This is a genomic window from Arthrobacter sp. zg-Y20, assembly GCF_030142075.1.
In the GTDB taxonomy this organism is placed as follows: Bacteria; Actinomycetota; Actinomycetes; order Actinomycetales; family Micrococcaceae; genus Arthrobacter_B.
In genome coordinates, this window is sequence record NZ_CP126241.1 from 3,345,357 (window position 1) to 3,369,561 (window position 24,205).

The 24,205-nt window shown below is 67.2% G+C and carries 21 protein-coding genes and 1 riboswitch; of the genes, 4 read left to right on the forward strand and 17 right to left on the reverse strand.

Features of this window, described 5'->3' with window-relative positions; translation table 11 throughout:
- Positions 1-73: 73 nt before the first annotated feature.
- The 4 genes from QNO06_RS16095 to ctaD form a co-directional block, all read right to left on the reverse strand.
- Positions 74-955 carry a Rieske (2Fe-2S) protein gene (locus tag QNO06_RS16095; protein ID WP_227912082.1) on the reverse strand — a complete coding sequence of 294 codons (882 nt, stop codon included), beginning with the start codon at positions 953-955 and terminating at the stop codon, positions 74-76.
- A gap of 81 nt (positions 956-1,036) precedes the next feature.
- Positions 1,037-2,422 carry an FAD-binding oxidoreductase gene (locus QNO06_RS16100; RefSeq protein ID WP_331461470.1) on the reverse strand — a complete coding sequence of 462 codons (1,386 nt, stop codon included), beginning with the start codon at positions 2,420-2,422 and terminating at the stop codon, positions 1,037-1,039.
- A 42-nt stretch (positions 2,423-2,464) separates the two neighbouring features.
- Positions 2,465-4,282, reverse strand: a complete 1,818-nt coding sequence (locus QNO06_RS16105; RefSeq protein WP_227912083.1) for an L-lactate permease — start codon at positions 4,280-4,282, stop codon at positions 2,465-2,467.
- A gap of 229 nt (positions 4,283-4,511) precedes the next feature.
- The gene (gene ctaD, locus QNO06_RS16110; protein ID WP_227912085.1) at positions 4,512-6,266 is read right to left on the reverse strand and encodes an aa3-type cytochrome oxidase subunit I; all 1,755 of its coding nucleotides are present in this window, start codon (positions 6,264-6,266) and stop codon (positions 4,512-4,514) included.
- Between the two features lie 205 nt (positions 6,267-6,471).
- On the opposite strand from ctaD, the gene QNO06_RS16115 reads away from it, so the two are divergent.
- A complete protein-coding gene (locus QNO06_RS16115; RefSeq protein ID WP_227912086.1) occupies positions 6,472-7,257 on the forward strand; it encodes an SDR family oxidoreductase in 786 nt (261 codons plus the stop codon).
- A gap of 79 nt (positions 7,258-7,336) precedes the next feature.
- Here QNO06_RS16115 and QNO06_RS16120 read toward each other — a convergent pair whose 3' ends face one another.
- The 6 genes from QNO06_RS16120 to gcvP form a co-directional block, all read right to left on the reverse strand.
- Complete coding sequence (locus tag QNO06_RS16120; RefSeq protein WP_227912088.1) at positions 7,337-7,579, reverse strand: hypothetical protein; 243 nt, start codon at positions 7,577-7,579, stop codon at positions 7,337-7,339.
- A gap of 87 nt (positions 7,580-7,666) precedes the next feature.
- A complete protein-coding gene (locus QNO06_RS16125; protein WP_227912090.1) occupies positions 7,667-9,082 on the reverse strand; it encodes an L-serine ammonia-lyase in 1,416 nt (471 codons plus the stop codon).
- Positions 9,083-9,092: 10 nt separating this feature from the next.
- Positions 9,093-10,400, reverse strand: a complete 1,308-nt coding sequence (gene glyA / locus QNO06_RS16130) for a serine hydroxymethyltransferase (protein ID WP_227912091.1) — start codon at positions 10,398-10,400, stop codon at positions 9,093-9,095.
- Positions 10,397-10,774 (reverse strand): glycine cleavage system protein GcvH, encoded by a 378-nt coding sequence (gcvH, locus tag QNO06_RS16135; protein ID WP_227912093.1) that lies wholly within the window; start codon positions 10,772-10,774, stop codon positions 10,397-10,399. Before gcvH ends, glyA begins: the two co-directional genes overlap by 4 nt.
- 151 nt (positions 10,775-10,925) lie before the next feature.
- Positions 10,926-12,050, reverse strand: a complete 1,125-nt coding sequence (gene gcvT / locus QNO06_RS16140; RefSeq protein WP_227912094.1) for a glycine cleavage system aminomethyltransferase GcvT — start codon at positions 12,048-12,050, stop codon at positions 10,926-10,928.
- Positions 12,051-12,061: 11 nt separating this feature from the next.
- The gene (gene gcvP, locus QNO06_RS16145) at positions 12,062-14,911 is read right to left on the reverse strand and encodes an aminomethyl-transferring glycine dehydrogenase (protein WP_227912096.1); all 2,850 of its coding nucleotides are present in this window, start codon (positions 14,909-14,911) and stop codon (positions 12,062-12,064) included.
- Between the two features lie 147 nt (positions 14,912-15,058).
- Positions 15,059-15,166: riboswitch (glycine riboswitch) on the reverse strand.
- 287 nt (positions 15,167-15,453) lie between these two features.
- Between gcvP and cycA the strand changes: the two genes are divergently transcribed.
- The gene (gene cycA / locus QNO06_RS16150) at positions 15,454-16,971 is read left to right on the forward strand and encodes a D-serine/D-alanine/glycine transporter (RefSeq protein WP_227912099.1); all 1,518 of its coding nucleotides are present in this window, start codon (positions 15,454-15,456) and stop codon (positions 16,969-16,971) included.
- Here cycA and QNO06_RS16155 read toward each other — a convergent pair.
- The 5 genes from QNO06_RS16155 to QNO06_RS16175 are packed head-to-tail and all read right to left on the reverse strand — an operon-like array spanning position 16,968 to position 19,401.
- A complete protein-coding gene (locus QNO06_RS16155) occupies positions 16,968-17,585 on the reverse strand; it encodes an alkaline shock response membrane anchor protein AmaP (RefSeq protein ID WP_227912100.1) in 618 nt (205 codons plus the stop codon). The genes cycA and QNO06_RS16155 overlap by 4 nt on opposite strands.
- Before the next feature lie 13 nt (positions 17,586-17,598).
- Positions 17,599-18,213, reverse strand: coding sequence for a DUF6286 domain-containing protein (locus QNO06_RS16160; RefSeq protein WP_227912103.1), 615 nt, complete (start codon positions 18,211-18,213; stop codon positions 17,599-17,601).
- Entirely contained in the window at positions 18,210-18,614 is a 405-nt protein-coding gene (locus QNO06_RS16165; RefSeq protein WP_227912104.1) for an Asp23/Gls24 family envelope stress response protein, read from the reverse strand. The genes QNO06_RS16160 and QNO06_RS16165 overlap by 4 nt, the downstream gene beginning before the upstream one ends.
- Positions 18,611-18,790 (reverse strand): hypothetical protein, encoded by a 180-nt coding sequence (locus QNO06_RS16170; RefSeq protein WP_227912106.1) that lies wholly within the window; start codon positions 18,788-18,790, stop codon positions 18,611-18,613. Before QNO06_RS16170 ends, QNO06_RS16165 begins: the two co-directional genes overlap by 4 nt.
- A 23-nt stretch (positions 18,791-18,813) precedes the next feature.
- Positions 18,814-19,401, reverse strand: coding sequence for an Asp23/Gls24 family envelope stress response protein (locus tag QNO06_RS16175; protein WP_227912107.1), 588 nt, complete (start codon positions 19,399-19,401; stop codon positions 18,814-18,816).
- Between the two features lie 203 nt (positions 19,402-19,604).
- On the opposite strand from QNO06_RS16175, the gene QNO06_RS16180 reads away from it, so the two are divergent.
- On the forward strand, positions 19,605-20,237 hold the full coding sequence (locus tag QNO06_RS16180; protein WP_227912109.1) for an RNA polymerase sigma factor: 633 nt from the start codon (positions 19,605-19,607) through the stop codon (positions 20,235-20,237).
- A gap of 134 nt (positions 20,238-20,371) precedes the next feature.
- Entirely contained in the window at positions 20,372-21,970 is a 1,599-nt protein-coding gene (aceB, locus tag QNO06_RS16185) for a malate synthase A (RefSeq protein ID WP_227912110.1), read from the forward strand.
- Here aceB and QNO06_RS16190 read toward each other — a convergent pair.
- On the reverse strand, positions 21,967-22,998 hold the full coding sequence (locus tag QNO06_RS16190; RefSeq protein ID WP_227912113.1) for an alpha/beta hydrolase: 1,032 nt from the start codon (positions 22,996-22,998) through the stop codon (positions 21,967-21,969). The genes aceB and QNO06_RS16190 overlap by 4 nt on opposite strands.
- Complete coding sequence (locus tag QNO06_RS16195; protein WP_227912115.1) at positions 22,991-24,145, reverse strand: alcohol dehydrogenase catalytic domain-containing protein; 1,155 nt, start codon at positions 24,143-24,145, stop codon at positions 22,991-22,993. The genes QNO06_RS16190 and QNO06_RS16195 overlap by 8 nt, the downstream gene beginning before the upstream one ends.
- Positions 24,146-24,205: the final 60 nt, after the last annotated feature.

Consider the following 24,205-nt stretch of genomic DNA (forward strand, 5'->3'; position numbering starts at 1 on the left):
CTGCCTTACGGACCCGGGCGGGGCCGTAACCCTAGGCTAGGAGTGTCGCGGCCCGCGCGGGAGGGGCAGGCGCTTATCCGTTCAGATTCACTTCCAGCAGCCCGTCACGGACGCGGGTGGCAAAGCAGGGCTGCGGCGCCGTGGCCGGCCCGTGCACCACTTCGCCGCTCTGCACGGCGAAGGTGCTGCCGTGCCAGGGGCAGATGATGCACAGCTGGCCCTTCTCCTGGCGCAGTTCCCCCTCATGCAGCGGTCCGCCGAGGTGGCTGCAGGTGTCGGCCAACACGGAAATGGAACCGTCGGCGGCGCCGTCGGTCCGCTTCAGCACCATCAGGTCCACCTCCCCCAGCCTTGCCCGCTGCGGTGTGCCGGAGGCAAAGGAGTCCACCGGGCCCAGGGAATGCCATCCGGGCGATACCTCTTCGGGCAGGTCATCGTTGCGGTTCACCCCGGCACCCTGCCGGTAGGACAGGTGCCCACCGAGGAACCCACCGATCATCGTGCTCGCCAGGCCGGCAAAACCCAGGGCCCGGCCCAGTCCCTGGCTACCGCGGAACCGCGCCAGCCAGGAACCTGAATAGAGTCCGAGGGCCAGGATGTTGGAGAGCTGGTGCACCACCCCGGTGCGCTGCTGCTCAGTATCCAACTCGGCGAAGTCCGCGGCTCCGGCGAGCGCAGTGGGAGCGGCGGACAACACGCCCACTCCTATCAGTGTCCGGGCGGCCCGCTCGTTGCCGGGCAGCACATCCAGCACAGCGGCGGACACCCAGGCGCCCAACGGCACTACGATCATCAGCGGGTGCAGCGGGTGGCCCAGCGGGACGCCGTGCAGCACGTCCTTCACCCCTGTGGGCAGCACGGTCCGCACGGAGCGGGCCACCCAGGAGGCGGCGGGATCCAGCCAGCCGGCGTTTTCCAGTTTGTCGGCAACGGTGACCAGTGGCAGGCGGCGCATGGCTTCTCTTAGCGGGGCGGGAACGGTGCCCACAGACTAGGCAGCCGGGGCCGCGGGCGCCACCGAAAACGGCGGGAACTCTCAGATGGCCTTGCCCGGGTTGAGGATGCCCAGCGGATCCAGTGCGGCGCGGAGGGTGTTCATGACCTCCAGCGAGGTTCCGCCCAGCTCGTCTTCCAGCCAGTCCCGTTTCAACAGCCCGACGCCGTGTTCCCCGGTCAAGGTACCGCCCAGCCGGTGCGCCAGGTAGAACATCTCCCCCAGCGCCGCCTTGGCCGGTCCGGCGGTGACCGATTCTTCGGGGTCCGTCACGATCATCGGGTGCAGGTTGCCGTCCGAGGCGTGCGCGATAGTGAAGATCCGCACCCCCGTGCGCGCGGAGATCTCTTCCAGCCCGCCCACCACCTCGGCCAGCTTGCCGCGGGGCACCCCAATGTCCCCGATGGACACCCGTCCCAGCTTCTCCAGCGACGGAATCGCTTCGCGCCGCGCGGTTATCAGGGCCGCGGCGTGCTCGTCATCCACCGCCTTCTCGCAGCTGCCCAGCGGCGACACAACGCCCATCACCACGTCCTGCTCCAGGAACGCGCCGTACCCGTCGGTCTGCACCAGCAGGAACGCTCCGCCCTTGGCGCGGTAGTCGGTGCCCATGGCCATGTCCACCGCCTCCAGCGTGGGCCCGTCCATCAGTTCCATCACCGAGGGCTGGATGCGGGCGGCGACGACGGCGGATGCAGCCCGCGCGGCGGCCGTGACGTCGGGGAAGAACGCGGCCACGGTGGCAGTGTGCACCGGCATCGGGCGCAACCGCAGGGTTGCTTCCACCACCACCCCGAGCGTTCCCTCCGAGCCGATCATCAGGGCATTCAGGTCATAGCCGCTGACCCCTTTTATGGTTTCACGGCCGGTCCGCAGCTCCCGTCCGTCGGCCAGGATAACGCGCAGGGCCAGCACCGATTCGCGGGTGACGCCGTACTTGGCGCAGCGCATGCCGCCGGCGTTGGTGGCAATGTTCCCGCCGATGCTGCAGATGGCCGTGCTGGCCGGATCCGGGGCGTAGAACAGCCCGTATTCGGCGGCCGCGGCGTTGAGGTCTGCGTTCAGGACTCCCGGTTCCACCACGGCCAACTGCTCTTCCGGGTCAATCCGCAGGATCCGGTTCATGCCGGAGACATCCAGCACCAGTTCACCGGCCCGGGCGGAGGATGCGGCTGCCAAACCGGTGCCGGCACCGCGGGGCACCACGGGAATCCGGTGCCGGGTGGCCAGCTGAAGGGTGGTGACGACGTCGTCGGCGGTCCGGGCGAACACCACGCCGTCCGGCAGCGACTCGGGGACATACCCGGAGCGGTCGGTGCTGACCCGCTTGCGGTCCTCTTCCAGGACGGACACGGAAGGAAATGTGCTGAGGAAACCCGGTCCGCCCAGGGCGTTGCCGGGATCCGGATCGAGGGAGTGCGTACTCACGGGATGACTCCTTTTGCTTCGGGGCGTTTGCGGTCGGGGCGCTCAGGGCACCATCCAGCCCAGGATCGAGGTGGACTGCAGCCAGATCAGCAGGGTGAGGAACGCGAGCAGGCCAAGGCTCCAGCCAATGAGCTTGCGCAGCAGCGTGGATTCGGCGCCGTTCAGGCCCACGGCGGCGGCGGCAATGGCCAGGTTCTGCAGCGAGAGCATCTTGCCCATCACGCCGGCGGAGGAGTTGGCGGCGGCCATCAGCGTGGGTGAGAGTCCGGTTTCATTCGCCGCCGCCACCTGCAGGGCACCGAAGAGGGAGTTGGAGGAGGTGTCGGAGCCCGTCAGTGCCACGCCGATCCACCCGAGCAGCGGGGACAGGATGGCGAAGAAGCCGCCGGCGGAGGCCAGTGCGACCCCCAAGGTGGTGGTCTGCCCGGACAGGTTCATTACAAAGGACAGGGCCAGGACGGCGCAGACGGTCAGGATGGTCCAGCGCAACTGCACCAGGGTCTCGCCGTACACCCGGACCCCGCGCCGTGGCGTAATCCGGTACAGGATCATGGTGATGATGCCGGAGAAAAGCAGCAGGGTTCCGGTGGCGCGGATGTGGTCGAAGCGCAGGGTCTGGGCGGCCACGGGTTTGCCGTTGGAACCGGTGACGTCCAGGCCCGGCCAGGAGAACGTGGTGCTGCCGATGCTGGTCAGCCAGGTTTTGATGCCGGGGACCTGGGCCAGGGAGAACACGGCAATAATGACCAGGTAGGGGGCAACCGCCATCCACACGTCATGCCCGGAAGGCCGGCCGGTCCCCGCGGATGCACCGGTATCACCGCTGCCGCGCGCCCCGCCGTCTTCTTTGGGGACGCGGCCGCCGTCGCCGACGGCGGTGGCTCCCCCGGTGCCCGGGGCCCCCGTCGCTCCCGCGGCCAGAGGGTCGCTGCGGCCGGGTCCGGTGAGAGTATCCGCGCCGGCGGTTTCGGCTACGCGCTCCCCGGCCTCCTCCGCTTCCCGGGTTTCCCCGGTCATTCCGATGATTTCCACCGGTTGCCAGACCCGCAGCATCAGCAGCACGGCCACCACGGTGACCACGGCGGCCACCACATCGGTGAGTTCCACAATGAAGAAGTTGGACGCCACGAACTGGGACAGCCCGAAGGCCGCCCCGGCCACCAGGGCCACCGGCCAGGTCTGCCGCACCCCGCGTTTGCCGTCCACCAGGAAAACCAGGATCAGCGGAACCACCAGCGCTATAAAGGGTGTTTGCCGGCCGGTCATGGAGGACAGTTCCTGCAGCGGGATGCCGGTGACGCCGTTCAGGGCGATGATAGGTGCCGCCATGGCACCGAAGGCCACCGGCGCCGTATTGGCCAGCAGCGCCACGACGGCGGATTTGAGCGGCTTCATGCCGGCAGCCATCAGCATGGCCGAAGCAATGGCCACCGGAGCACCGAATCCGGCCAAGGATTCCAGCAGGGCGCCGAAGCAGAAAGCGATCAGGATGGAGAGGATGCGCAGGTCATCGGAGATCGACCGGATGGTGCGGCCCAGCACCTCGAACCAGGGCGTGGCTACGGTGAGTTTGTAGATCCACAGGGCGTTGATCAGGATCCAGAGGATGGGGAAGACGGCGTAGAACGCGCCAAGCCCGGTGGCGGAGAGGACCTGCCCCACGGGCATCCGCCAGCCGAGGATGGCTAGGAGGATGGAGAGCACCAGGCTGATCAGGGCCGCCTGGTAGGCCTTCATCCGGAACACGCCCAGCATCACGAATAACAGGAGCAGGGGCAGCGCTGCAAGGATTGCGGACAGGGCCAGGGATCCGGCGATGGGTTCGAGCGGCTGTTGGAATGCGGCTACCTGCGTCTTCACAAAAACTCCCTTGTTTTTGTTTCCACACCGTTTGCCCTCCGCCGTTTGGTGTTCCCGGGGGCTGCCCCGGGCGCATGTACGCGGTGAGGATGGGTCCGACACTAGGCCCGGGCTGTGCGCAGGGTCAACGGTTCAGGCGCATCTTAGACACAGCAGCCGCCGCGGTTCCCGTCCGTGAGGAGCGGGAGCCGCGGCGGCGGGCGGTGCGGTGCTGCGTGGAGCCGCCGACCTATTGCCGCGGATCGGGATTCTGCGGCTCTTCGCTCCCCATGTCGGCGGCACCGAAGAGTTTCTCCGCCGGGGAATTCGCGGCGCTGTTCGCGCGGGCCATCAATTCCGGATGATGCAGGTCCAGAGCCGGCCGCTCGGAGCGGATGCGGGGCAGGGAGGTGAAGTTGTGGCGCGGCGGCGGGCAGGATGTGGCCCACTCCAGCGATCCGCCGAAGCCCCACGGATCATCCACTTCCACCTTCTTGCCGTGCCGCCAGGTGATGTACACATTCCAGAAGAACGGAATCATGGACAGCGCCAGAATGCCCGCCCCGATAGTGGAGAGCTGGTTCATTCCGGTGAAATTGTCCTCCACCAAATAGTCTGCATAACGGCGCGGCATTCCGAGCACGCCCAACCAATGCTGGATCAGGAACGTGGTGTGGAAGCCGAGGAAAAGCAGCCAGAAATGCAGCTTCCCGAGCCGCTCGTTAAGCATCTTTCCGGTCCATTTTGGCCACCAGAAATAGAAGCCCGCAAACATTGCGAACACCACAGTTCCAAAGACCACGTAGTGGAAATGCGCCACCACGAAGTAGGTGTCCGACACGTGGAAGTCCAGGGGCGGGGAGGACAGGATGACGCCGGTCAGCCCGCCGAACAGGAAGGTGATCAGGAAGCCGATGCTCCACAGCATGGGCGTCTCAAACGTTACGGATCCCCGCCACATCGTGCCGATCCAGTTGAAGAACTTCACCCCCGTCGGCACCGCAATCAGCATGGTCATAAAGGCGAAGAACGGCAGCAGCACCGACCCGGTCACATACATGTGGTGCGCCCAGACGGTCATGGACAGGGCGCCGATGGCGATGGTGGCAAATACCAGTCCCTTATACCCGAAGATGGCCTTCCGGCTGAAGACCGGCAGTATTTCGGAAATGATCCCGAAGAACGGCAGGGCAATGATGTACACCTCGGGATGGCCGAAGAACCAGAACAGGTGCTGCCAGAGGATGGACCCGCCGCGCTCCGGGTTGAAGATGTCCGCGCCGAACCGGCGGTCCGCACCGAGGGCGAACAGGGCCGCCGCCAGGGGCGGGAAGGCCATCAGCACCAGGATCGAGGTGACCAGGGTGTTCCAGGTGAAAATGGGCATCCGCCACATCGTCATCCCCGGGGCACGCAGGCAGGTGATGGTGGTGACGAAATTGACCGAGCCCAGAATGGTGCCGAAACCGGACAGCGCCAGTCCGAAGACCCAGAGGTCTCCGCCCACACCGGGGCTGAATTCAGTGCTGGACAACGGCGTATAGGCAGTCCAGCCGTAGGAGGCGGGACCTTGGGGCAGGAGGAACCCCGCCATCGCCACGGAGGACCCGAACAGGAAGAACCAGAACGCCAAGGCATTCAGCCGCGGGAACGCGACGTCCGGCGCCCCGATCTGCAGGGGCATGATCACGTTGGCGAACCCGGCGAAGAGCGGGGTGGCGAACATCAGCAGCATGGCGGTGCCGTGCATGGTGAACAGCTGGTTGTACTGTTCCCGCGTTTGCAGGATCTGCATCCCGGGTTCGAAAAGTTCCGCCCGGATGATCAGGGCCATCACACCGGCCAGCGAGAAGAAGACAAAGGACGCTATCAGGTACATGTAGCCGATGGTCTTGTGGTCCGTTGAGGTGATCCAGCTGACGACAATTCGGCCCTTGGATACCGGCACGACCCGGGGGGCAACGAACGTTCCATCCGGTTCCGCGGTGTACTTCATGGTCGACATGGAATGATCCCGATCCGCTGTTGGGGGTAGTGCGCTGCCAGGAACCACCGAGACTGTCCTTGGTATCGTAGGGCGGCAGCGCACCGCCCACCAGACCCCGCCGGGAATCGGCTGCGTCCGCCGCCAACCTCCGCGGCAGTCGAAGCGAACCGACCGGTTCGGGGAAACGGTGCGGCCGGCGGGGACGGCAAGGCAGAATCGGAGGATGGACACGAATCCCCTGCCCACGCAGCCGTACGACGCCGCCCCGCCCCGCACTGCGGTGGTCACCGGTGCCGGCTCCGGCATTGGCCGTGCCGCCGCGAGGGCCTTCCTGGCCGACGGCTTCCAGGTGGTGCTGGCGGGCCGCCGCGAAACGGAGCTGCGCGAAACCGCGGACGGATCTCCCCGGGCCCTCGTGGTACCCACCGACGTTACGGTGCCCGACGACGTCGAACGGCTTTTCGCCGCGGCCGTCGGGGCGTTCGGAAGGGTGGACGTGCTGTTCAACAACGCGGGGACCTTCGGCCCCACCGGGAGCATTGACGAACTCAGCCTTGAGGACTGGAACCGGACGCTGGCGGTCAATGTCACCGGCACCATGCTGTGCACCGCCGTTGCGGTGCGGCACATGAAGGCACAGTCCCCGCAGGGCGGCCGGATCATCAACAACGGGTCCATTTCGGCGCACACGCCCCGCCCGCTGTCGGCCGCCTATACGGCCACCAAGCACGCGGTGACCGGGCTGACCAAGTCCATTGACCTGGACGGACGCCCCTTCGGCATCACCTGCGGGCAGATTGACATCGGCAATGCCGCTACGGAACTGCTCAGCGGAATCGGCGGCGGCCAGGGCGCGCTGCAGGCCAACGGTACCCGGGCGCAGGAGCCGTGCTTCCCGGCGGAGGAAGCCGCAGCGGCCGTGCTGTTCATGGCCTCTGCCCCGGCGTCGGCGAACGTCCGCTCGCTGGTGCTGACCGCCGCCGGGATGCCGTTCGGCGGCCGCGGCTAAGTCCCCGGCCGCCGGCCCCGGCTGGTTCGGCCCCTAGCCCTGCCGGGCCTTCCGGGTCGGCGAGCCGTTCTTGCCGGTCTTAGGCATCCTCGGCCTCCGTTGCTTCGCTGGTAAAGGCCACTGCTGCCCCACCGGCGGGTGCGGTGCCGTTCGGGTCCAGGGCAGCCAGCACGTCCTCGGAATCCGTGTCGTCGGGCATTGGCTCGGGCTGGCGCCACTCCGCCACATGGTCCGGATGGGTGTTTCGGGTCAACCCGGAGGTCTCAGACTTCATTTCGTCATCGAGCCGGCGCCCGTGAGTGCTGTTGCCGCGTTCCGCCATGATGCGTTCCTTCCGGTGAACCAACAGTAAGTGTACTTACGGTTTAGCACCCGGACGGCGGAGCCTCAACCCGTTACGGGGACGGAATCAGCATTCCACCACATTCACGGCCAAGCCGCCGAGCGCGGTTTCCTTGTATTTCGAGCTCATGTCGCGGCCGGTTTCACGCATGGTCACGATGACCTCGTCCAGGGAAACGCGGTGGTCGCCGTCGCCCCACAGGGCCATTTTCGCCGCGTTGACGGCCTTGGCGGCACCAATCGCGTTGCGTTCGATGCAGGGCACCTGCACGAGCCCGCCGATGGGATCGCAGGTGAGGCCCAGGTTGTGTTCCATCGCAATCTCGGCGGCGTTTTCCACCTGCTCCGGGGTGCCGCCCAGGATTTCCGCCAGTCCGGCTGCGGCCATGGACGACGCCGACCCCACCTCACCCTGGCAGCCCACCTCGGCGCCGGAAATGGAGGCCTGCTCCTTGTAGAGCACGCCCACGGCACCGGCTGCCAGCAGGAACCGGACCACAACGTCGTCTTTCTGCTCCTGCGTGGCGTTTTCCATGCCGGGGCCGTAGTGGGTGGCGTAGAACATCACGGCCGGAATGATCCCGGCGGCACCGTTGGTGGGCGCGGTGACCACCCGCCCGCCGGAAGCGTTTTCCTCGTTAACGGCCAGCGCCACCAGGTTCACCCATTCCTGCCAGAACTTCGGATCCCGGTTCGGATCCTCGGCCCGCAGCCGGGTGTGCCAGGCCGGGGCCCTGCGGCGGACCTTCAGCCCGCCGGGCAGCAGCCCCTCGCGCCGGATGGCGGAATTCTTGCATTCCTCCATCACGTCGCGGATGTGCAGCAGGCCGGCGCGGATGTCCGCCTCGGACCGGGCCGCGCGCTCGTTGGCCAGCATCACCTCGCTGATGCTCAACCCGGTGCCGGTGCAGTGCCGCAGCAGTTCGGCCGCGGTGCGGAACGGATAGGGCAGCTCGGATTTGCTGGCCTCCAGTTCCATGGCGTCGGCCCGCTCCTCGCCGTCGCGGACAATAAAGCCGCCGCCTACGGAGAAGAAGGTCGCGTCCCGGAGCACCGCGCCGTCGGCGTCCAGCGCCGCGAACTTCATGCCGTTGGTGTGCCGGGGCAGCACGGTCAACGGGTGCAGCACAATGTCCGCCTCGCCGTATTCCAGCGGGCGGGCGACGGCGCCGGGAACCTGGGCGCACAGCTGAAGCTTCCGGGTGGTCTGGATGTCCGCCAGCCGGTCCTCCACCTGTTCGGGCAGGATCAGTTCCGGAGCGAATCCTTCCAGCCCCAGCAGGACGGCGGTCATGGTGCCGTGGCCGCGGCCGGTCGCCGCGAGGGACCCGTACAGGTCTACGCGGAGGCCGGCCACGGCGGACAGGATGCCGGCGGCAACCAGTTCCTCCGCGAACACGGCAGCGGCACGCATCGGACCCACGGTGTGTGAGCTCGAGGGGCCAATGCCCACGGTGAACAGGTCAAAAACGCCAACAGCCAAGGGGTATTTCCTAACGGTGTGCTGCAGCCGGTGCTGCGGAAAGGTCCGCCAGGCCGGGGTACAGCGGGTGGGACTGCGCCAGGGCCGTAACCCGTTCGCGCAGCGGTGCCAGGTCCTGCTCCGGTCCGGCGACCAGTGCAGAGGCGATGATGTCGGCTACCTCGCGGAACGCGTCCTCGCCGAAACCGCGGGTGGCCAGTGCCGGGGTGCCGATCCGCAGGCCGGAGGTGACCATGGGCGGGCGCGGGTCGAAAGGCACGGCATTGCGGTTCACGGTGATGTCGATCTGGGCCAGCCGGTCTTCGGCCTCCTGCCCGTTGAGCTCGGCGTTGCGCAGGTCTACGAGCACCAGGTGCACGTCGGTTCCGCCCGAGACGACAGAAATCCCCGCGGCGGCGACGTCGTCGGCCAGCAGGCGTTCGGCGAGTATCCGAGCGCCGGCCAGCGTGCGCTCCTGCCGTTCGCGGAACTCAGGGGTGGCGGCGATCTTGAAGGCCGTGGCCTTGCCGGCGATGACGTGTTCCAGCGGGCCGCCCTGCTGGCCGGGGAAGACAGCAGAGTTGATCTTCTTGGCGATGTCGGCGTCGTTGGAGAGGATGATGCCGCCGCGCGGACCGGCGAGGGTCTTGTGCGTGGTGGTAGTGACAACGTGCGCGTGCGGCACCGGGCTCGGGTGCAGGCCCGCGGCCACCAGGCCGGCGAAGTGCGCCATGTCCACCATCAGGTAGGCGCCCACCTCGTCCGCGATGCGGCGGAACTCGGCGAAGTCCAACTGGCGCGCGTAGGCGGACCAGCCGGCCACGATCAGCTTGGGCTGATGCTCCTTGGCCAGTGCTTCCACCTCGGCCATGTCCACGCGGTGGTCCGTCTCCGAGACGTTGTACGGCACCACGTTGTAGAGCCGGCCGGAAAAGTTGATCTTCATGCCGTGGGTCAGGTGCCCGCCGTGCGCCAGGGACAGGCCCAGGATGGTGTCGCCGGGCCGGATCAGGGCGTGCATCACCGAGGCGTTGGCCTGCGCGCCGGAATGCGGCTGCACGTTGGCGAAGTTGGCTCCGAAGAGCTCCTTGGCGCGGTCAATGGCCAGCTGCTCAATGACGTCCACGTATTCGCAGCCGCCGTAGTAGCGGCGTCCCGGGTAACCCTCGGCGTACTTGTTGGTCAGCACCGAGCCCTGCGCCTCCATGACGGCCACCGCGGTGTGGTTCTCGGAGGCAATCATTTCCAGCCCCTGCTGCTGCCGGCGCCGCTCGTTGTCGATCTGCTCGGCTACCTCGGGATCAACGTCCCCTAGGGACGAGTTGAGGAAATCGCTCATAGTTCGCCGCCGTTCTTCTCTGCGTACTCCTCGGCACTGAGCAGTTCACCCTCGGCCGTGGCGTTGACGGTGAACAGCCAGCCGGCGCCGTACGGGTCCTCATTGAGCAGGGCCGGGTTGTCGATGGCTTCCTGGTTGATCTCCACGATCTCGCCCGAAACCGGGGCGTAGAGGTCCGAGACGGACTTGGTGGACTCAACCTCGCCGCAGGTTTCGCCGGCTGTGACCGTATCGCCGACGGCGGGCAGGTCAACGTAGACCACGTCGCCGAGGGCATCAGCGGCGACGGCGGAGATGCCGACGCGGATGGGGCTGGAGGAGTCGACCCACTCGTGTTCGGCGGAGTAGCGGAGTCCTGCGTTTACTTTGCTCATCTTGGGCCTCTCGAAAGGTTGATCGTGTCTGGTTCAAAGTCTAGGTTCCGAGTGCCCGCGGGGCGGCATTCGCCGCCCCTTAGACACCTCGCTCGTTCCTCGCTCGGCGATGCGGGGCTACACGAATGCCGTACCACCAACGTGTCTCGCCTTACCGCTTCTCGCGCTTATAGAACGGAAGCTCCACCACCGTGAAGGATTCAGGCTTGCCGCGGAGGTCGACGTCTAGGAGTGTGCCGGGGGCTGAATGGGCGGCGTCGACGTAGGCCAGGGCGACAGGGTAGCCGAGTGTGGGGCTGGGGGCGCCGGACGTGACTTCACCGATAACGTTGCCGTCCTTCAGGACCGGATAGGAGCTGCGGGCCGACCGGCGGCCGGAACCCTTCAGACCCACCAGGGTGCGGGCCGGACCGGCTTCCTTGCGGGCTTCGAGGGCTGCACGGCCCACGAAGTCACCGTCCTTGGAAAGGGCGACCACGGGGCCGAGGCCAGCCGCGTAGGGATCGGTGTCGAGGGTGAGCTCGTTGCCGTACAGCGGCATACCGGCCTCCAGGCGGAGGGAATCGCGGCAGGCCAGACCTGCCGGAACCAAGCCCGAGTCCGAGCCGGCGGCAAGCAGCGCTTCCCAGAGGGCCGCGGCGTCGTCGTTGGGGACGTAGATCTCAAACCCGTCCTCGCCGGTGTACCCGGTGCGGGCCACCAGCAGGTCCAGGCTGCGCTCCCCCGCGGCAACAGTGACCGTATCGGCAGCGTAGTACTTCATACCTGTGACGGCGTCGCGCTGCCCGGCCGGAACCAGGGCCAGCAGGATGGCCTCGGCGGCCGGTCCCTGCACCGCTACCAGCGAGGTCTCGGCGGACACGTTCTTCACGGTGACGTTGAAGCCTTCGGTGCGGGCCGCCAGCTCGGCGGCCACGGTGTCCGCGTTGCCGGCATTGGGGACCACCAGATAGGCGTCCTCAGCCAGCCGGTAGCTGATCAGGTCGTCAATGATTCCGCCGTCGTTGTTGGTGATCAGCGAGTACTTCGCCCGTCCCGGCTTCACGGCGGAAAGCTTGCCCACCAGGGCGTAGTCCAGGAACGCTCCGGCGTCGGGACCGGTGACCTCCACCTCGCCCATGTGGGAGAGGTCGAACAGGCCGGCGGCGCTGCGCACGGCCTTATGCTCGGCCAGTTCGGAACTGTACTTGAGGGGCATCTGCCAGCCCCCGAAGTCGGTGAAGGAGGCGCCCAGCTGTTTGTGCGCCTCGTAGAGCGCGGTGTATTTCTCAGTCACTGGAGTATCCCCTAGTTCTCGAACTCTTCGATGGGCGGGCAGGAGCAGATCAGGTTCCGGTCCCCGGCGGCACCGTCAATGCGGCCCACCGGCGGGAAGTACTTGTCCGTCCGCAGGCTGCGCAGCGGGAAGGCCGCCTGCTCCCGCGGGTAGGCGCGGTCCCACTCATTGCCGGCCACCACGGTGGCGGTGTGCGGCGCGTTGCGCAGCGGGCTCTGCTCGAGGGTGAAGTCCCCGGCCGCCACCTGGTCGATTTCGGCGCGGATGGCGATCATCGCGTCGATGAACCGGTCCATTTCGCCCAGGTCCTCGGACTCGGTGGGCTCCACCATCAGGGTGCCGGCCACCGGGAAGGACAGGGTGGGGGCGTGGAAGCCGTAGTCCACCAGCCGCTTGGCCACGTCTTCGGCAGTGACGCCGGTCTTCGCAGTCAGTTCGCGCAGGTCCAGGATGCACTCGTGCGCCACCAGTCCGCCCTTGCCGGTGTAGAGCACCGGGAAGTATTCGTTCAGGCGGGCGGCCACATAGTTCGCCGCAAGCAGGGCGTGCTTTGTGGCGCTGGTCAGGCCCTCACCGCCCATGAGGTTCACGTAGGCCCAGGAGATGGGCAGCACGCCGGCGGAGCCGAAGCGCGACGCCGAGACGGGGATGTCCTCGCCGTCGGTCCAAGTGGCGGCGTCGCCGGGCATAAACGGTGCCAGGTGGGCCTTGGCTGCCACGGGTCCGACGCCGGGACCGCCGCCGCCGTGCGGGATGCAGAACGTCTTGTGCAGGTTCAGGTGGGAAACGTCGCCGCCGAATTCGCCCGGCTGGGCCAGCCCGACCAGGGCGTTGAGGTTGGCGCCGTCAATGTAGACCTGGCCGCCGGCCTCGTGCACGGCCTCGCAAACGTCGCGGACGTCGTCGTCGAACACGCCGTGCGTGGAGGGGTAGGTGATCATGATCGCGGCGAGGTTCTCCCGGTGCGCGTCGATCTTGGCGCGCAGGTCCGCGTGGTCGATGGCGCCGTCGTCGGCGGTGGCAACCACCACCACCTTCATCCCGGCCAGGACGGCGGAGGCAGCGTTGGTGCCGTGGGCCGAGGCCGGGATGAGGCAGACGGTGCGCTGCTCATCATTGCGGGAGTGGTGGTAGCCGCGGATGGCCAGCAGCCCGGCCAGTTCGCCCTGCGAGCCGGCGTTGGGCTGGATGGACACCGTGTCGTAGCCGGTGATGACGGCCAGCTTCTGTTCCAGGTCCGCGATCAGTTCCCGCCAGCCCTCGGTCTGGGAATCCGGGGCGAAGGGATGGATGGAGGCGAACTCGGGCCAGGTCATGGCCTGCATTTCGGCCGTGGCGTTGAGCTTCATGGTGCAGGAGCCCAGCGGGATCATGGTCCGGTCCAGGGCCAGGTCACGGTCCGAAAGGCGGCGCAGGTAGCGCAGCATCTGGGTTTCGGAGCGGTAGGAGGCGAACACCGGGTGCGTCATGAACTCCGAGGTGCGCAGCAGGTCCGCGGGCAGCCCGAAGCCGTCCGCCGAATCCACCGGGGAGGCACCGAACGCGGCGGCCACCTCGGCGATGACGGCCGGCGTCGTGGTCTCATCCGCGGAGATGCCCACGGTGTCAGCGTCGATTGAACGCAGGTTGATGCCCTTCGCTTCGGCGGCGGCAATGATCTGCGCGGCACGGCCGGGAACGCGGGCTGTCACGGTGTCGAAGAAGGACTCATGCAGCAGCTCGACGCCGGCGGCCCGCAGGGCGGTGGCCAGGGACCGAGCGGACTCGTGCGCGCGGCGGGCAATCGCCGTCAGGCCTTCGGGTCCGTGGTAGACGGCGTACATGGACGCCACGATGGCCAGCAGCGCCTGCGCGGTGCAGATGTTGGACGTGGCCTTCTCCCGGCGGATGTGCTGTTCGCGGGTCTGCAGGGCCAGCCGGTAGGCGGGGGTGCCGGCGGAATCCTTGGAAACGCCGACCAGACGCCCGGGCAGCGACCGTTCCAGTCCCTTGCGCACGGCCATGTAGGCGGCGTGCGGGCCGCCGAAGAAGAGCGGGACACCGAAGCGCTGCACGGAACCCACGGCAATGTCCGCGCCCTGCTCACCGGGAGGGGTGATCAGGGTCAGGGCCAGCAGATCCGCGGCCACGGTCACCAGGGCACCGCGTTCCTTGGCTTCGGCAATCAGGGCCGCCTGGTTGCGGACCACACCGGAGGCGCCGGGCTGCTGCAGGACGACGCCGGCCAGCTCACCCTCGGGGAGTCCGTTGGCCAGATCGCTAACGATGACGTCGAAGCCGAGCGCCTTGGCGCGGCCCTTCACCACGGCGATGGTCTGCGGGAAGGCTTCGGAGTCCAGCACAATGGCGCCGTTGCTGTGGGCCTTGTTGGAGCGGCGCATCAGCAGCACGGCTTCGGCCACGGCGGTGGCTTCATCCAGCAGGGAGGCGTTGGCGATGGGCAGGCCGGTGAGGTCCTGGACCATGGTCTGGAAGTTCAGCAGCGCTTCAAGGCGGCCCTGGGAGATTTCGGGCTGGTACGGGGTGTAGGCGGTGTACCAGGCGGGGTCCTCCACGACGTTGCGCAGGATCACCGGCGGAGTGTGGGTGCCGTAGTAGCCCTGGCCGATCATCTGGACGGCGGTCTTGTTCTTCCCGGCGATCTTCCGCAGGGCGGCGAGGGTTTCCTCTTCGGATTTTGCCGGATCCAGCACCAGCGGGAAGCCCTGGCGGATGGCGGCGGGAACGGCCATGTCTGCCAGCCCGTCCAGGGTGTCATACCCCACGGCCTTGAGCATGGTTTCCACGGCGTCGGCACGGGCACCAATATGCCGGTCCGCAAACGCGGCGGCAAGGGTAGGGGAGGACGGATCTACAGGCATGAGGGGCTCCAGGAAAGGCAGACGGGGGTACGCCAACTAACGAAGGCTCCTCCCCGCTCTGTATTGGACCTGAGAGATTCCGCGGGTGTACTTCCGCTTGCACCGTCGGTGAGTTCCGGCCGTGCCGGAACTGCTTTCCAGAGTTGCCTCGCCCTGGCGGTACAGGGGCCTGAGAGATTCCCGGGGAGGGTTTGCTCCTACGGCGCCCGGCGCGATGCTCATGTGCATCCGGCAGGACTCTCCCGCCACGGCTGATAAAGGCATGTTCATTTGTAGGTGTCACACGCATGTGACACAGCAAACTCTAACCTGCCGCCTGCACCGCCTCAACCCCTCGACACACCCGGGCGCGGGGGAGCAGCCGGCCTCGAATGTGCCCTGTGACCTGCAACGTCACAATCCCTTGATTTGACGGGGCCAGCAAGCGGCTTTCAAACTGAAATGTCGGCGGCAGCGCCAACAGCAGGGTGCTGTCCCCCCGGGGAGCGGCATAGGCGATTACGGCGGTTAGCTGCCGGCGGGTGCCTATTAGAAGGATTTTGATGTCTGAGCGCATTACCCGCCCCCCGAGCGACAGCGCTGTTTCCGCGCCGCAAAACAACTCCCCCGAGCCGCATCTTGCCCGCTCCCTGTCCAGCCGCCACATCCAGCTGCTGGCCATCGGCGGAGCCATTGGCACCGGCCTGTTCATGGGCTCGGGCAAAACCATTTCCGTGGCCGGCCCGTCCGTGATCTTCGTCTACGCGATCATCGGCTTCATGCTGTTCTTCGTGATGCGGGCCATGGGTGAACTGCTGCTCTCGAACCTCAACTACAAGTCCTTCAGCGATTTCTCCGCGGACCTCCTCGGCCCCTGGGCCGGCTTCTTCACCGGCTGGACCTACTGGTTCTGCTGGGTGGTCACCGGCATTGCCGACGTAGTGGCGATTGCCCATTACGTGACCTTCTGGTGGGGCAGCGCCCCACTGTGGATTCCGGCGCTGGCCTGCATCCTGCTGCTGCTGGCCTTGAACCTGCCCTCGGTGAAGGCCTTCGGTGAAACCGAATTCTGGTTCGCGCTGGTCAAGATTGTGGCCATCCTGACCCTGATTGTGGTGGGCCTGGTGATGATCCTTACCGGCTTCACCCACGGCGACGGCGTGACGGCCGGCTTCGGGAACCTCTGGGAGCACGGCGGGTTCTTCCCCACCGGACCCATGGGCTTTGTTGCCGGCTTCCAGATTGCCGTGTTCGCTTTTGTCGGCATCGAGCTGGTGGGCACCGCCGCCGCCGAAACCAAGGATCCCGAAAAGAACCTGCCGCGCGCCGTGAACTCCATTCCGATCCGCATCCTGCTCTTCTACGTAGGCGCCCTGGCCATCCTCATGGCAGTGGTGCCGTGGGACGAGTTCAGCGCCGACGAGAGCCCGTTCGTGGGCATGTTCACACTCGCCGGGCTCGGCACTGCTGCGGCCGTGGTGAACTTTGTGGTGCTCACTTCCGCGGCTTCGTCGGCGAACTCGGGGATATATTCCACTTCGCGCATGGTTTTCGGTTTGGCGCACGACGGCGACGCCCCCCGGCCGTTCGGCCGGCTGTCCCGGCGCAAGGTCCCCCAGAACGCACTGTTCTTCTCCTGCACCTTCCTGCTGGCCGGCGTTGTCCTGCTGTACGCAGGCGAGTCGGTGAGCGCGGCCTTCACCCTGGTGACCACCATTTCGGCGCTGTGCTTTATGTTCGTCTGGTCCATCATCCTGGCCAGTTACCTGGTCTACCGGAAGCGCCGCCCGCAGCTGCACGCGGCGTCGAAGTTTCCGATGCCCGGCGGCGTCGTCATGGTTTACGTGGTGTTCGCGTTCTTCGCGTTCCTCCTGTGGGCCCTTACCACCCAGCCGGACACGCTGCAGGCCCTGCTGGTGACCCCCATCTGGTTTGTCCTCCTGGGCATTGTGTACGCGTTCCTGCGCCGCACTCCCGTGCACCAGGCACGGGTGGCAGCGCACCGCGACGCCGTCGCCCGCGAGCGCGCCGGACTGGCCGACGCCGGACTGGCCGACGCCGGAACACCGGTCCGCGGCTAATAAACCACTGTCCCCCGGGAGCTGACCGCTGCGCCGCCTCCCGGGGCGCCCGCCTTGGCGCTTGCGTCAATTTCCAGCCCGAAGGTATTCAGCGGCACTTCCAGCGCGGAAACCAGGTGCGGGACTACTTCGTGCTGGATCCGGCCGATTACGCCCTGCACATCGGCATCCGAGTTCACCGTGACCTTCATGGCCAGGTCCGGTTCGTCGGCTGTGCCGCGCAGCCGGACGGTTGAGCCCACCACGCCGGGGAGCTCCGCGGTTTCACGGTTGGCTGCGGCCGCCAGGATCTGCGGGTCGCACACCGTGATGCCGTGCGTGGGGTCTTCCTGCAGGCGGAACGTTCCCGCCGCCCGGTTCCGCGGAATCTGGGCGAGCAGCCACCACAGGCCCAGCAGCCCCAGCACCACTCCGGCGAGCAGGACACCCCACGGCGCGTACTCCCCGCTGAGGAAACCTTCCCCGTCCGCCAGCAGTGGTTCCGACGGGTCCGCAGCGGCCGTGCCTTTGAGCGCTCCTCCTGCGATCAGTGCAGCCAGGACCCCGGCGGCGAGGAGGATGATCCCCAGGACAATCAGCCAGGTCCGGTTCGCTGGTCCGGCATGTGCTCTCATAGGACTGCCCTTCCTACTCCCTGGTCCGGATGCTGGCGGTAACCTCCGGCACGGGGTCCAGGCCGGTGGCCGCCAGGCGGGAGCGCACCCCGTCCACCACCCAGTGCTCCAGGTCGGAGGTGCCGTGCAGCGCCGTCGTGACGTCCAGGTGGACCCGGCGCGCGGAGGCGGTGGCGGAAGCTGATGCCACCCCGTCAATGTGGTCGCATGTGGAGGCCGCAAGCCGGGCAACTGCCCGGCGGCTCATCACCACGGTTTCGCCGCCCCGGACCGACGGTACTCCGCCGGTGTCCGCCGCTCCCGGCATCCCCGGCATGTTCACCGGCTTGGCCCGCAGCGGCAGGGAGCGGTACTCGCCCGGAATGATGCCGCACAGCAGCAGGATCAGGCCAAGCACGCCCAGGATGACGGCGGCGGTCCATCCCTGGGTGCTGTCCCAGCTGGTCTCCCGGAGCCAGCGCAGGGGTTCAGTGACGAACACCGGCCAGCTTCCGTTGACGAGCCGGAGCACCGCGGCCCACACCAGGGCCACTCCGAGGGCCAGCAGCAGGACAGCGGTGATCGTTGCCGGTACGGACCGGCTGGGCCGGCGGCGCATGGACACCGGCGGATGGATTCTGGCACTCATTGCAGCTTCCTCCGGCGGGGTTCGGATTGCGGCGGACGGAGCCAGGCCACCGTGATGTCCACCTGCCGCACCTGCACCCCGGTCAGGGCCGTGACCCGTTCGGTGATCCGCCGCCGCAACTGTTCCGTGGCTTGGCGCAGCGGCACCGGATAAGGCAGTCCCACCGTCACTTTAAGGCTGGCGATATTGCCGGCCAGCTGGACGCTGGCATCCGGCCGGGCGGAAAGGTCCGCCCGTACGCCTATGCCCAGGAAGCCTCCGCTGCTGCCGCCGGCGAAGGTTTCGTCCCGGGCCACCTGGCTGGCGGTTTTTTCGAGCACCCGCCGGGCCAGGACGGTTTCCCCGCGGTCATTGATGTCCCGGGCCGGCCGCAGCGGCACCTGCGCCGAGGGCATACTCATCGGCTCGACGCTCTACCGAGCATTCCCTGGACGTCCACCTTCCCGTCCGCCACCAGCCCCACCATCAGTCCAATCAAGCCGAACAGGAGCGTGATGAGGAACGGCACCCAACCACCGAAGGCCAGCACGATTCCCAGCACCAGCCCGACTACCAGACACCACCGCGTTGCAGACATGGAGTCCTCCTTTTGGTTGTTGTTTACTCAAGGCTCTTGGACGGCTTGGCATCCTGGCTGTCGTCGTCCTCGTCCTGGTTGTCCCCGGGCAGGTGCACGTCGGTGACGTTGACGTTCACTTCGAGGACCTCCAGCCCGGTGGCGTTTTCCACGGACCGGATGACGTTGCGCCGAATGCCCTGGCTGACCTCCACTACGGAGTAGCCGTACTCCACCACAATGCTGACGTCCACCGCCGCCTGCCGCTCACCCTTTTCCACCGAGACGCCGTTGCTGACATTTGTCTGCGAACCCGGTATCCGTTCCGTCATGGAACTGAAGGCCCGGCGCGCCGCATTGCCCATGGCATACACCCCGGGCACCTCTCGGGTGGCCATGCCGGCGAGCTTCTGCACCACGGTTTCCTCAATGGTGGTGTCGCCCCGGGGTGTCTGCAGCGGCCCCGACCTGCGCTGGGCGTCTGGGGGCGCCGGCGCTTCCGGGGTGCTCAGTGTGCCCTGCCCCTGTGCTCCCTGCCCCGGTGCTCCCTGCATCCCTTGTGCGCTTTCGATGCTCTGCGCGCCCCGCGGACTCGGCGCTGACGGCGTGGGGGTCTTTGACGGATCTGCCATGGAAATCATCTCCTGCGTATCAACGCGGACTCACCGCGCACGTCCCTTACAGAATTAATGACGTGCGCGGGCCGGATTCGTCACGGCGAAAGCCAAAGTTTGGCTATCTTTCCCGCCGCCCGGGACGGTGTTGTTCCGCCCGGGTCCGCCCTCTGGGAAAATCGGGGCATGGTCCGGTCGCTGCCGGACGGAACAGGGACACCATGGCAGGATCCGAGCTGCCGCAGGCGGCACATAACCATTCTCCCCGCGGCCGTGCCGGGACCGCACTTTCCCTCCCGGACGAGGCTGCGTTGGTGGCGCAGGCCCGGAGCGGCGACCTCCCAGCCTTCGAATATCTGGTGGCCCTCTATCAGGGGCGGCTGTTCCGGCTCGCCTACCGGATGCTGCGGGACCGCGGCGACGCCGAGGACGTAGTCCAGGACACCCTCACGGCCGGCTGGCGGATGCTGCCCACACTGGACCGGGGCGAGGCGTTCGGCGGCTGGGTTTACCGCACCGCCACCAACCGCTGCCTGGACGTACTCCGCCACCGCACTGCGCATCCGCAGGACCTGCCCGGAACCGAGCACCTGGCAGCGGCACTGGATGCGGGGGCAACCCGGCGCGGAGCCGATCCGCACCACAGTGCCGAGGTTTCCGCAGAACTTGAAACCCTGCGGCGCGCACTGTCCCTGCTGCCGGCGGACCAGCGGGCCTGCTGGCTGCTGCGCGAGGTCCACGGCCAGAGTTATGCGGAGATCGGTGCCGCCCTGCGGATCAGCCCGCCGGCGGTGCGCGGGCGGCTGGCCCGGGCACGGGAACACCTCACGGCCGCGATGACCCAGTGGCGGTGACGGCACCCTTGAACTTCCATTTACCAGACAATAATATCCACGATACGGAAGAAGTAACCGGGATCACCCGCCTGTTTTCCCGCTGGTTTCCGCCACTCCCCCTCCGCCGGGGCACCGTTCACAGGAGAACCATCATGGCCGTTGAAGTAACCGACTCCTCCCCCGCGGAGGGAGCGGAGCACATCCTGACTCCCGAAGCACTGAAATTCATTGAAGAACTCCACCGCCGCTTCCGCAGCACCCGCGACGAGCGCCTGGCCGCCCGCGCTGTCCGCCGCCGGGAGGTCTCGGCCAGCGGAACGCTGGATTTCCTTTCCGAAACCGCTGATATCCGCAGCGGTGACTGGAAGGTCGCCGAGGCGCCGGCCGCGCTGCAGGACCGCCGGGTGGAAATGACGGGTCCGGCGTCCCCCGCCAAGATGGCTATCAACGCCCTGAATTCGGGGGCCAAGGTATGGCTTGCCGACCTTGAGGACGCCTGCACGCCCACGTGGCACAACCTGGTGGATTCCCAAGTGAACCTTTACCGTGCAGCCCGCGGCGACCTTTCCTACACTTCACCGGACGGCAAGGAATACTCACTGCGCACGGACGTTCCGCTCGCCGTCGTCGTGATGCGCCCGCGCGGCTGGCACCTGCCGGAAAAACACCTGCAGATCGACGGCGAACCTGCCGTGGGTGCGCTGGTGGACTTCGGCCTGCACTTCTTCGCCAACGCGAAACAGCTGCTGGAAAACGGCCAGGGACCGTACTATTACCTGCCCAAGATGGAGAGCCACCTCGAAGCCCGCCTCTGGAACGATGTCTTCGGCTTTGCCGAGGAGTACGTGGGCGCGCCGCAGGGGTCGGTCCGCGCCACCGTGCTGATCGAGACCATTCCGGCGGCCTTTGAAATGGAGGAAATCCTCTACGAACTGCGGGAGCACGCCTCGGGCCTGAACGCCGGGCGGTGGGACTACCTGTTCAGCATGATCAAGGTCTTCCGCGACGCCGGGAAGTCCTTCCTCCTGCCGGACCGCGCGGACGTGACCATGACGGCACCGTTTATGCGGGCATACACCGAGCTGCTGGTGAAGACCTGCCACCGCCGGGGTGCCTTCGCCATGGGCGGCATGGCTGCCTTCATCCCCAACCGGCGGGAACCCGAAACCACGGCAGCTGCGCTGGAAAAGGTGAAGGCGGACAAGACCCGGGAGGCCGGTGACGGTTTTGACGGTTCCTGGGTGGCCCACCCGGATCTGGTGGCCACCTGCACGGAGGTCTTCGACGGCGTGCTGGGCGACAAGCCGAACCAAGTGGACCGGCTGCGCGAAGACGTGTCCGTTACCGCCTCGGACCTGCTCGATGTCAGCACCGCCGGCGGGTCGATCACCGAGGCCGGGCTGCGCTCCAACCTGTACGTGGCCGTCAACTATGTGGCCATCTGGCTTTCTGGCAACGGCGCCGTGGCCATCCGCAATTTGATGGAGGACGCCGCCACCGCCGAGATTTCCCGTTCCCAGGTCTGGCAGCAGGTCCGGAACCACGTAGTCCTGGAGGACACCGGAGAGACCGTGACCGAGGACCTGGTCAGCCGGCTCTTGGCGGAGGAGACCGAGCGGCTCCGCGGCGAGGTGTCAGAGGAGATGTACACCGGGTATTTCGAGCCGGCCAGCAAACTGATCGGCTCGATCAGCCTGTCAGCGGATTACCCCGATTTCCTTACCCTTCCCGCCTACGAGTTGATTGACTAGGCGCGGGCCCGCAGGTACCCGCCGGACCACCGAGTGATGGCATTGTAGGCCTGCGCCCGGACCACCGGGGCAGAGAGGAACACGTCATGCATGGCGTTGGCTATCCGCACCACGCTGACCGAGGGGCCCAGCGATAGCGCCCGGTGGGCCACCACATTCACATCCAGGGCAACGTCGGATCGTTCGGCATCTTCAGACCAGCGCGGGTGCAGGTAGCTCTTGTCCGAGAGGAGCACCAGCACGGGCACGTTCAGCCGCAGCCCGGTGGCTACGGTGGCCTGAGCGGAAAACACCGCATTGAGGAACGCCACGGTCACCGGAAAGCCACGGACCGGCCGCCATTGTGTGTTGTAGTTCCATTCGCCGCTAAAAGCCGCGGACACCGTCCGGCTGTAGATGCCCGGATCCACCGGAGGCAGCGGCATCCGCGGCCGGCGCTGTGCCTGCATGCTGACCAGCGGGGAGATCATGCGGCGGGCCAGTTCCGTTGCCTGGAACTCCAGCCAGGGACTGTTCAGGATCAGTGCCGCGGCCCGTCCCGGGTGACGGTAGGCCCACGTGGACAAGGTGAGGCCACCGGTGGAATGGCCCAGCAGGAGCAGGGGCCGGGCGTCCGCTGCACCCTGGCCCATGGCGTCCAGCGCCGCTTCCAGGTCCGCGTCGTAATCGCTGAGGCTTTGCACATACCCCGGTTCCTGCCCGGGGCGCAGGCTGCGGCCGTAGTTGTGCAGGTCCAGGGCGAAGAACCGGGCCCCCTGCGCAGCCCAATAGCGCGCGAGCTCGGTCTGGAAAAAGTAATCGGACCAGCCGTGCACGTACAGGACATCCAAGCCTTCGCTGCCGGCATCCACGCCGGAAAGCATCAGTTCCGGAACCTGCCGGACACCGGCGGGGAGTACCTCGTTTCCCGGGGCCGGCGTGTAGCGGACCAGGGTCGCAACGTTGCCGCCGGGAAGGTCCAGGGTGAGCTGCTCGAAGCCCTCTCCGAGGATGTCCGGCTCCCAGCCGCGCAGCGGCGGCCTAGCCACGGGATACCGGGGCTGCCGGGTCCTCGAACAGGATCACCTGGCGGATGGCTTTTCCGTCCGCCAAGGTGTCCATGGCGGCATTGATGTCATCCAGGGTGATGGTCGAGGAAACCAGTTCCTCCACCGGCAGCTTCCCCTCCCGCCACAGCTGGGCGTAAACGGGGATGTCCCGGGCCGGAACCGCGGAACCGAGGTAGCTGCCGATGATGGTGCGTGCCTCCGCAGTGAGGGTCAACGGCAGAATTTCGGCAGTTTGATCCGGAGCAGGCAGCCCCACCGTCACGGTGGTGCCGCCGGCTGCGGTGATCCGAACGGCAGTTTCAAACGCACGGGGGTGCCCGGCGGCCTCGATGACCAGGGCAGGGCGGATCCCGGCGTCGAGCGCCTCCTGCGGAGTGTAGACGGCGTCCGCCCCCAGTTCCCTTGCCCGGGCCAGTTTCTCCGGCAGGGAGTCGATGCCGATCACACTGCGGACCCCCAGGGAAAGTGCGGTCAGCAGGGCTGCCATGCCGACGCCGCCGAGTCCCACCACCGCGACGTCGTCGTCCTTGCCCGGGCGGGCAGGGTTCAGCACCGCGCCACCGCCGGTAAGCACGGCGCAGCCCAGCAGGGCTGCCACCTGCGGGGGGATGTCATCCTCCACGGGAACCACGGATTTACGGTTGACCACCGCGTGGCTGGCGAAGCCGGAGACCCCCAAGTGGTGGCGCACCTCCTCCCCGTCTTCGCCGTGCAGGCGCATGCCGCCGTCGAGCAGGGTGCCGGCGTTGTTGGCCGCCGAACCCGCAAGGCACGGCATTTTGCCGTCTGTGCGGCAACCGGCACATTCGCCGCAGCGCGGCAGGAAAGCCATCACCACGCGTTGGCCCACGGCCAGGTCTTCCACCCCCTCCCCCAGCTCCTCCACCCTGCCGGCGGCCTCATGACCTAACAGCATGGGCAGCGGCCGGACCCGGCTGCCGTTCACCACGGACAGGTCCGAGTGGCACAGGCTGGCAGCTTCTATGCGCACGAGGATCTCTCCCGGGCCCGGAGCGTCGAGCATCAGGTCACGGACGGCCACCGGCCGGGACCGGGCGTAGGGGCGCGGGGCGCCAATGGTTTCCAGGACTGCGCCGCGGATGGACCTGCTGCCGTTGATAGCCATGAACTCTCCCTTGAAATCCCTGCCCTGCGGCCGCCGTGTTTCCGCCCGGCCGGTGCTGCG

Coding starts and splice junctions, on each gene's coding strand:
- QNO06_RS16095 (WP_227912082.1), bottom strand. CDS start 955: ATGCGCCGCCTGCCACTGGTCACCGTTGCCGACAAACTGGAAAACGCC.
- ctaD (WP_227912085.1), bottom strand. CDS start 6,266: ATGTCGACCATGAAGTACACCGCGGAACCGGATGGAACGTTCGTTGCC.
- QNO06_RS16115 (WP_227912086.1), top strand. CDS start 6,472: ATGGACACGAATCCCCTGCCCACGCAGCCGTACGACGCCGCCCCGCCC.
- QNO06_RS16120 (WP_227912088.1), bottom strand. CDS start 7,579: ATGGCGGAACGCGGCAACAGCACTCACGGGCGCCGGCTCGATGACGAA.
- glyA (WP_227912091.1), bottom strand. CDS start 10,400: ATGAGCGATTTCCTCAACTCGTCCCTAGGGGACGTTGATCCCGAGGTA.
- gcvH (WP_227912093.1), bottom strand. CDS start 10,774: ATGAGCAAAGTAAACGCAGGACTCCGCTACTCCGCCGAACACGAGTGG.
- gcvP (WP_227912096.1), bottom strand. CDS start 14,911: ATGCCTGTAGATCCGTCCTCCCCTACCCTTGCCGCCGCGTTTGCGGAC.
- cycA (WP_227912099.1), top strand. CDS start 15,454: ATGTCTGAGCGCATTACCCGCCCCCCGAGCGACAGCGCTGTTTCCGCG.
- QNO06_RS16155 (WP_227912100.1), bottom strand. CDS start 17,585: ATGAGAGCACATGCCGGACCAGCGAACCGGACCTGGCTGATTGTCCTG.
- QNO06_RS16160 (WP_227912103.1), bottom strand. CDS start 18,213: ATGAGTGCCAGAATCCATCCGCCGGTGTCCATGCGCCGCCGGCCCAGC.
- QNO06_RS16165 (WP_227912104.1), bottom strand. CDS start 18,614: ATGAGTATGCCCTCGGCGCAGGTGCCGCTGCGGCCGGCCCGGGACATC.
- QNO06_RS16170 (WP_227912106.1), bottom strand. CDS start 18,790: ATGTCTGCAACGCGGTGGTGTCTGGTAGTCGGGCTGGTGCTGGGAATC.
- QNO06_RS16175 (WP_227912107.1), bottom strand. CDS start 19,401: ATGGCAGATCCGTCAAAGACCCCCACGCCGTCAGCGCCGAGTCCGCGG.
- QNO06_RS16180 (WP_227912109.1), top strand. CDS start 19,605: ATGGCAGGATCCGAGCTGCCGCAGGCGGCACATAACCATTCTCCCCGC.
- aceB (WP_227912110.1), top strand. CDS start 20,372: ATGGCCGTTGAAGTAACCGACTCCTCCCCCGCGGAGGGAGCGGAGCAC.
- QNO06_RS16195 (WP_227912115.1), bottom strand. CDS start 24,145: ATGGCTATCAACGGCAGCAGGTCCATCCGCGGCGCAGTCCTGGAAACC.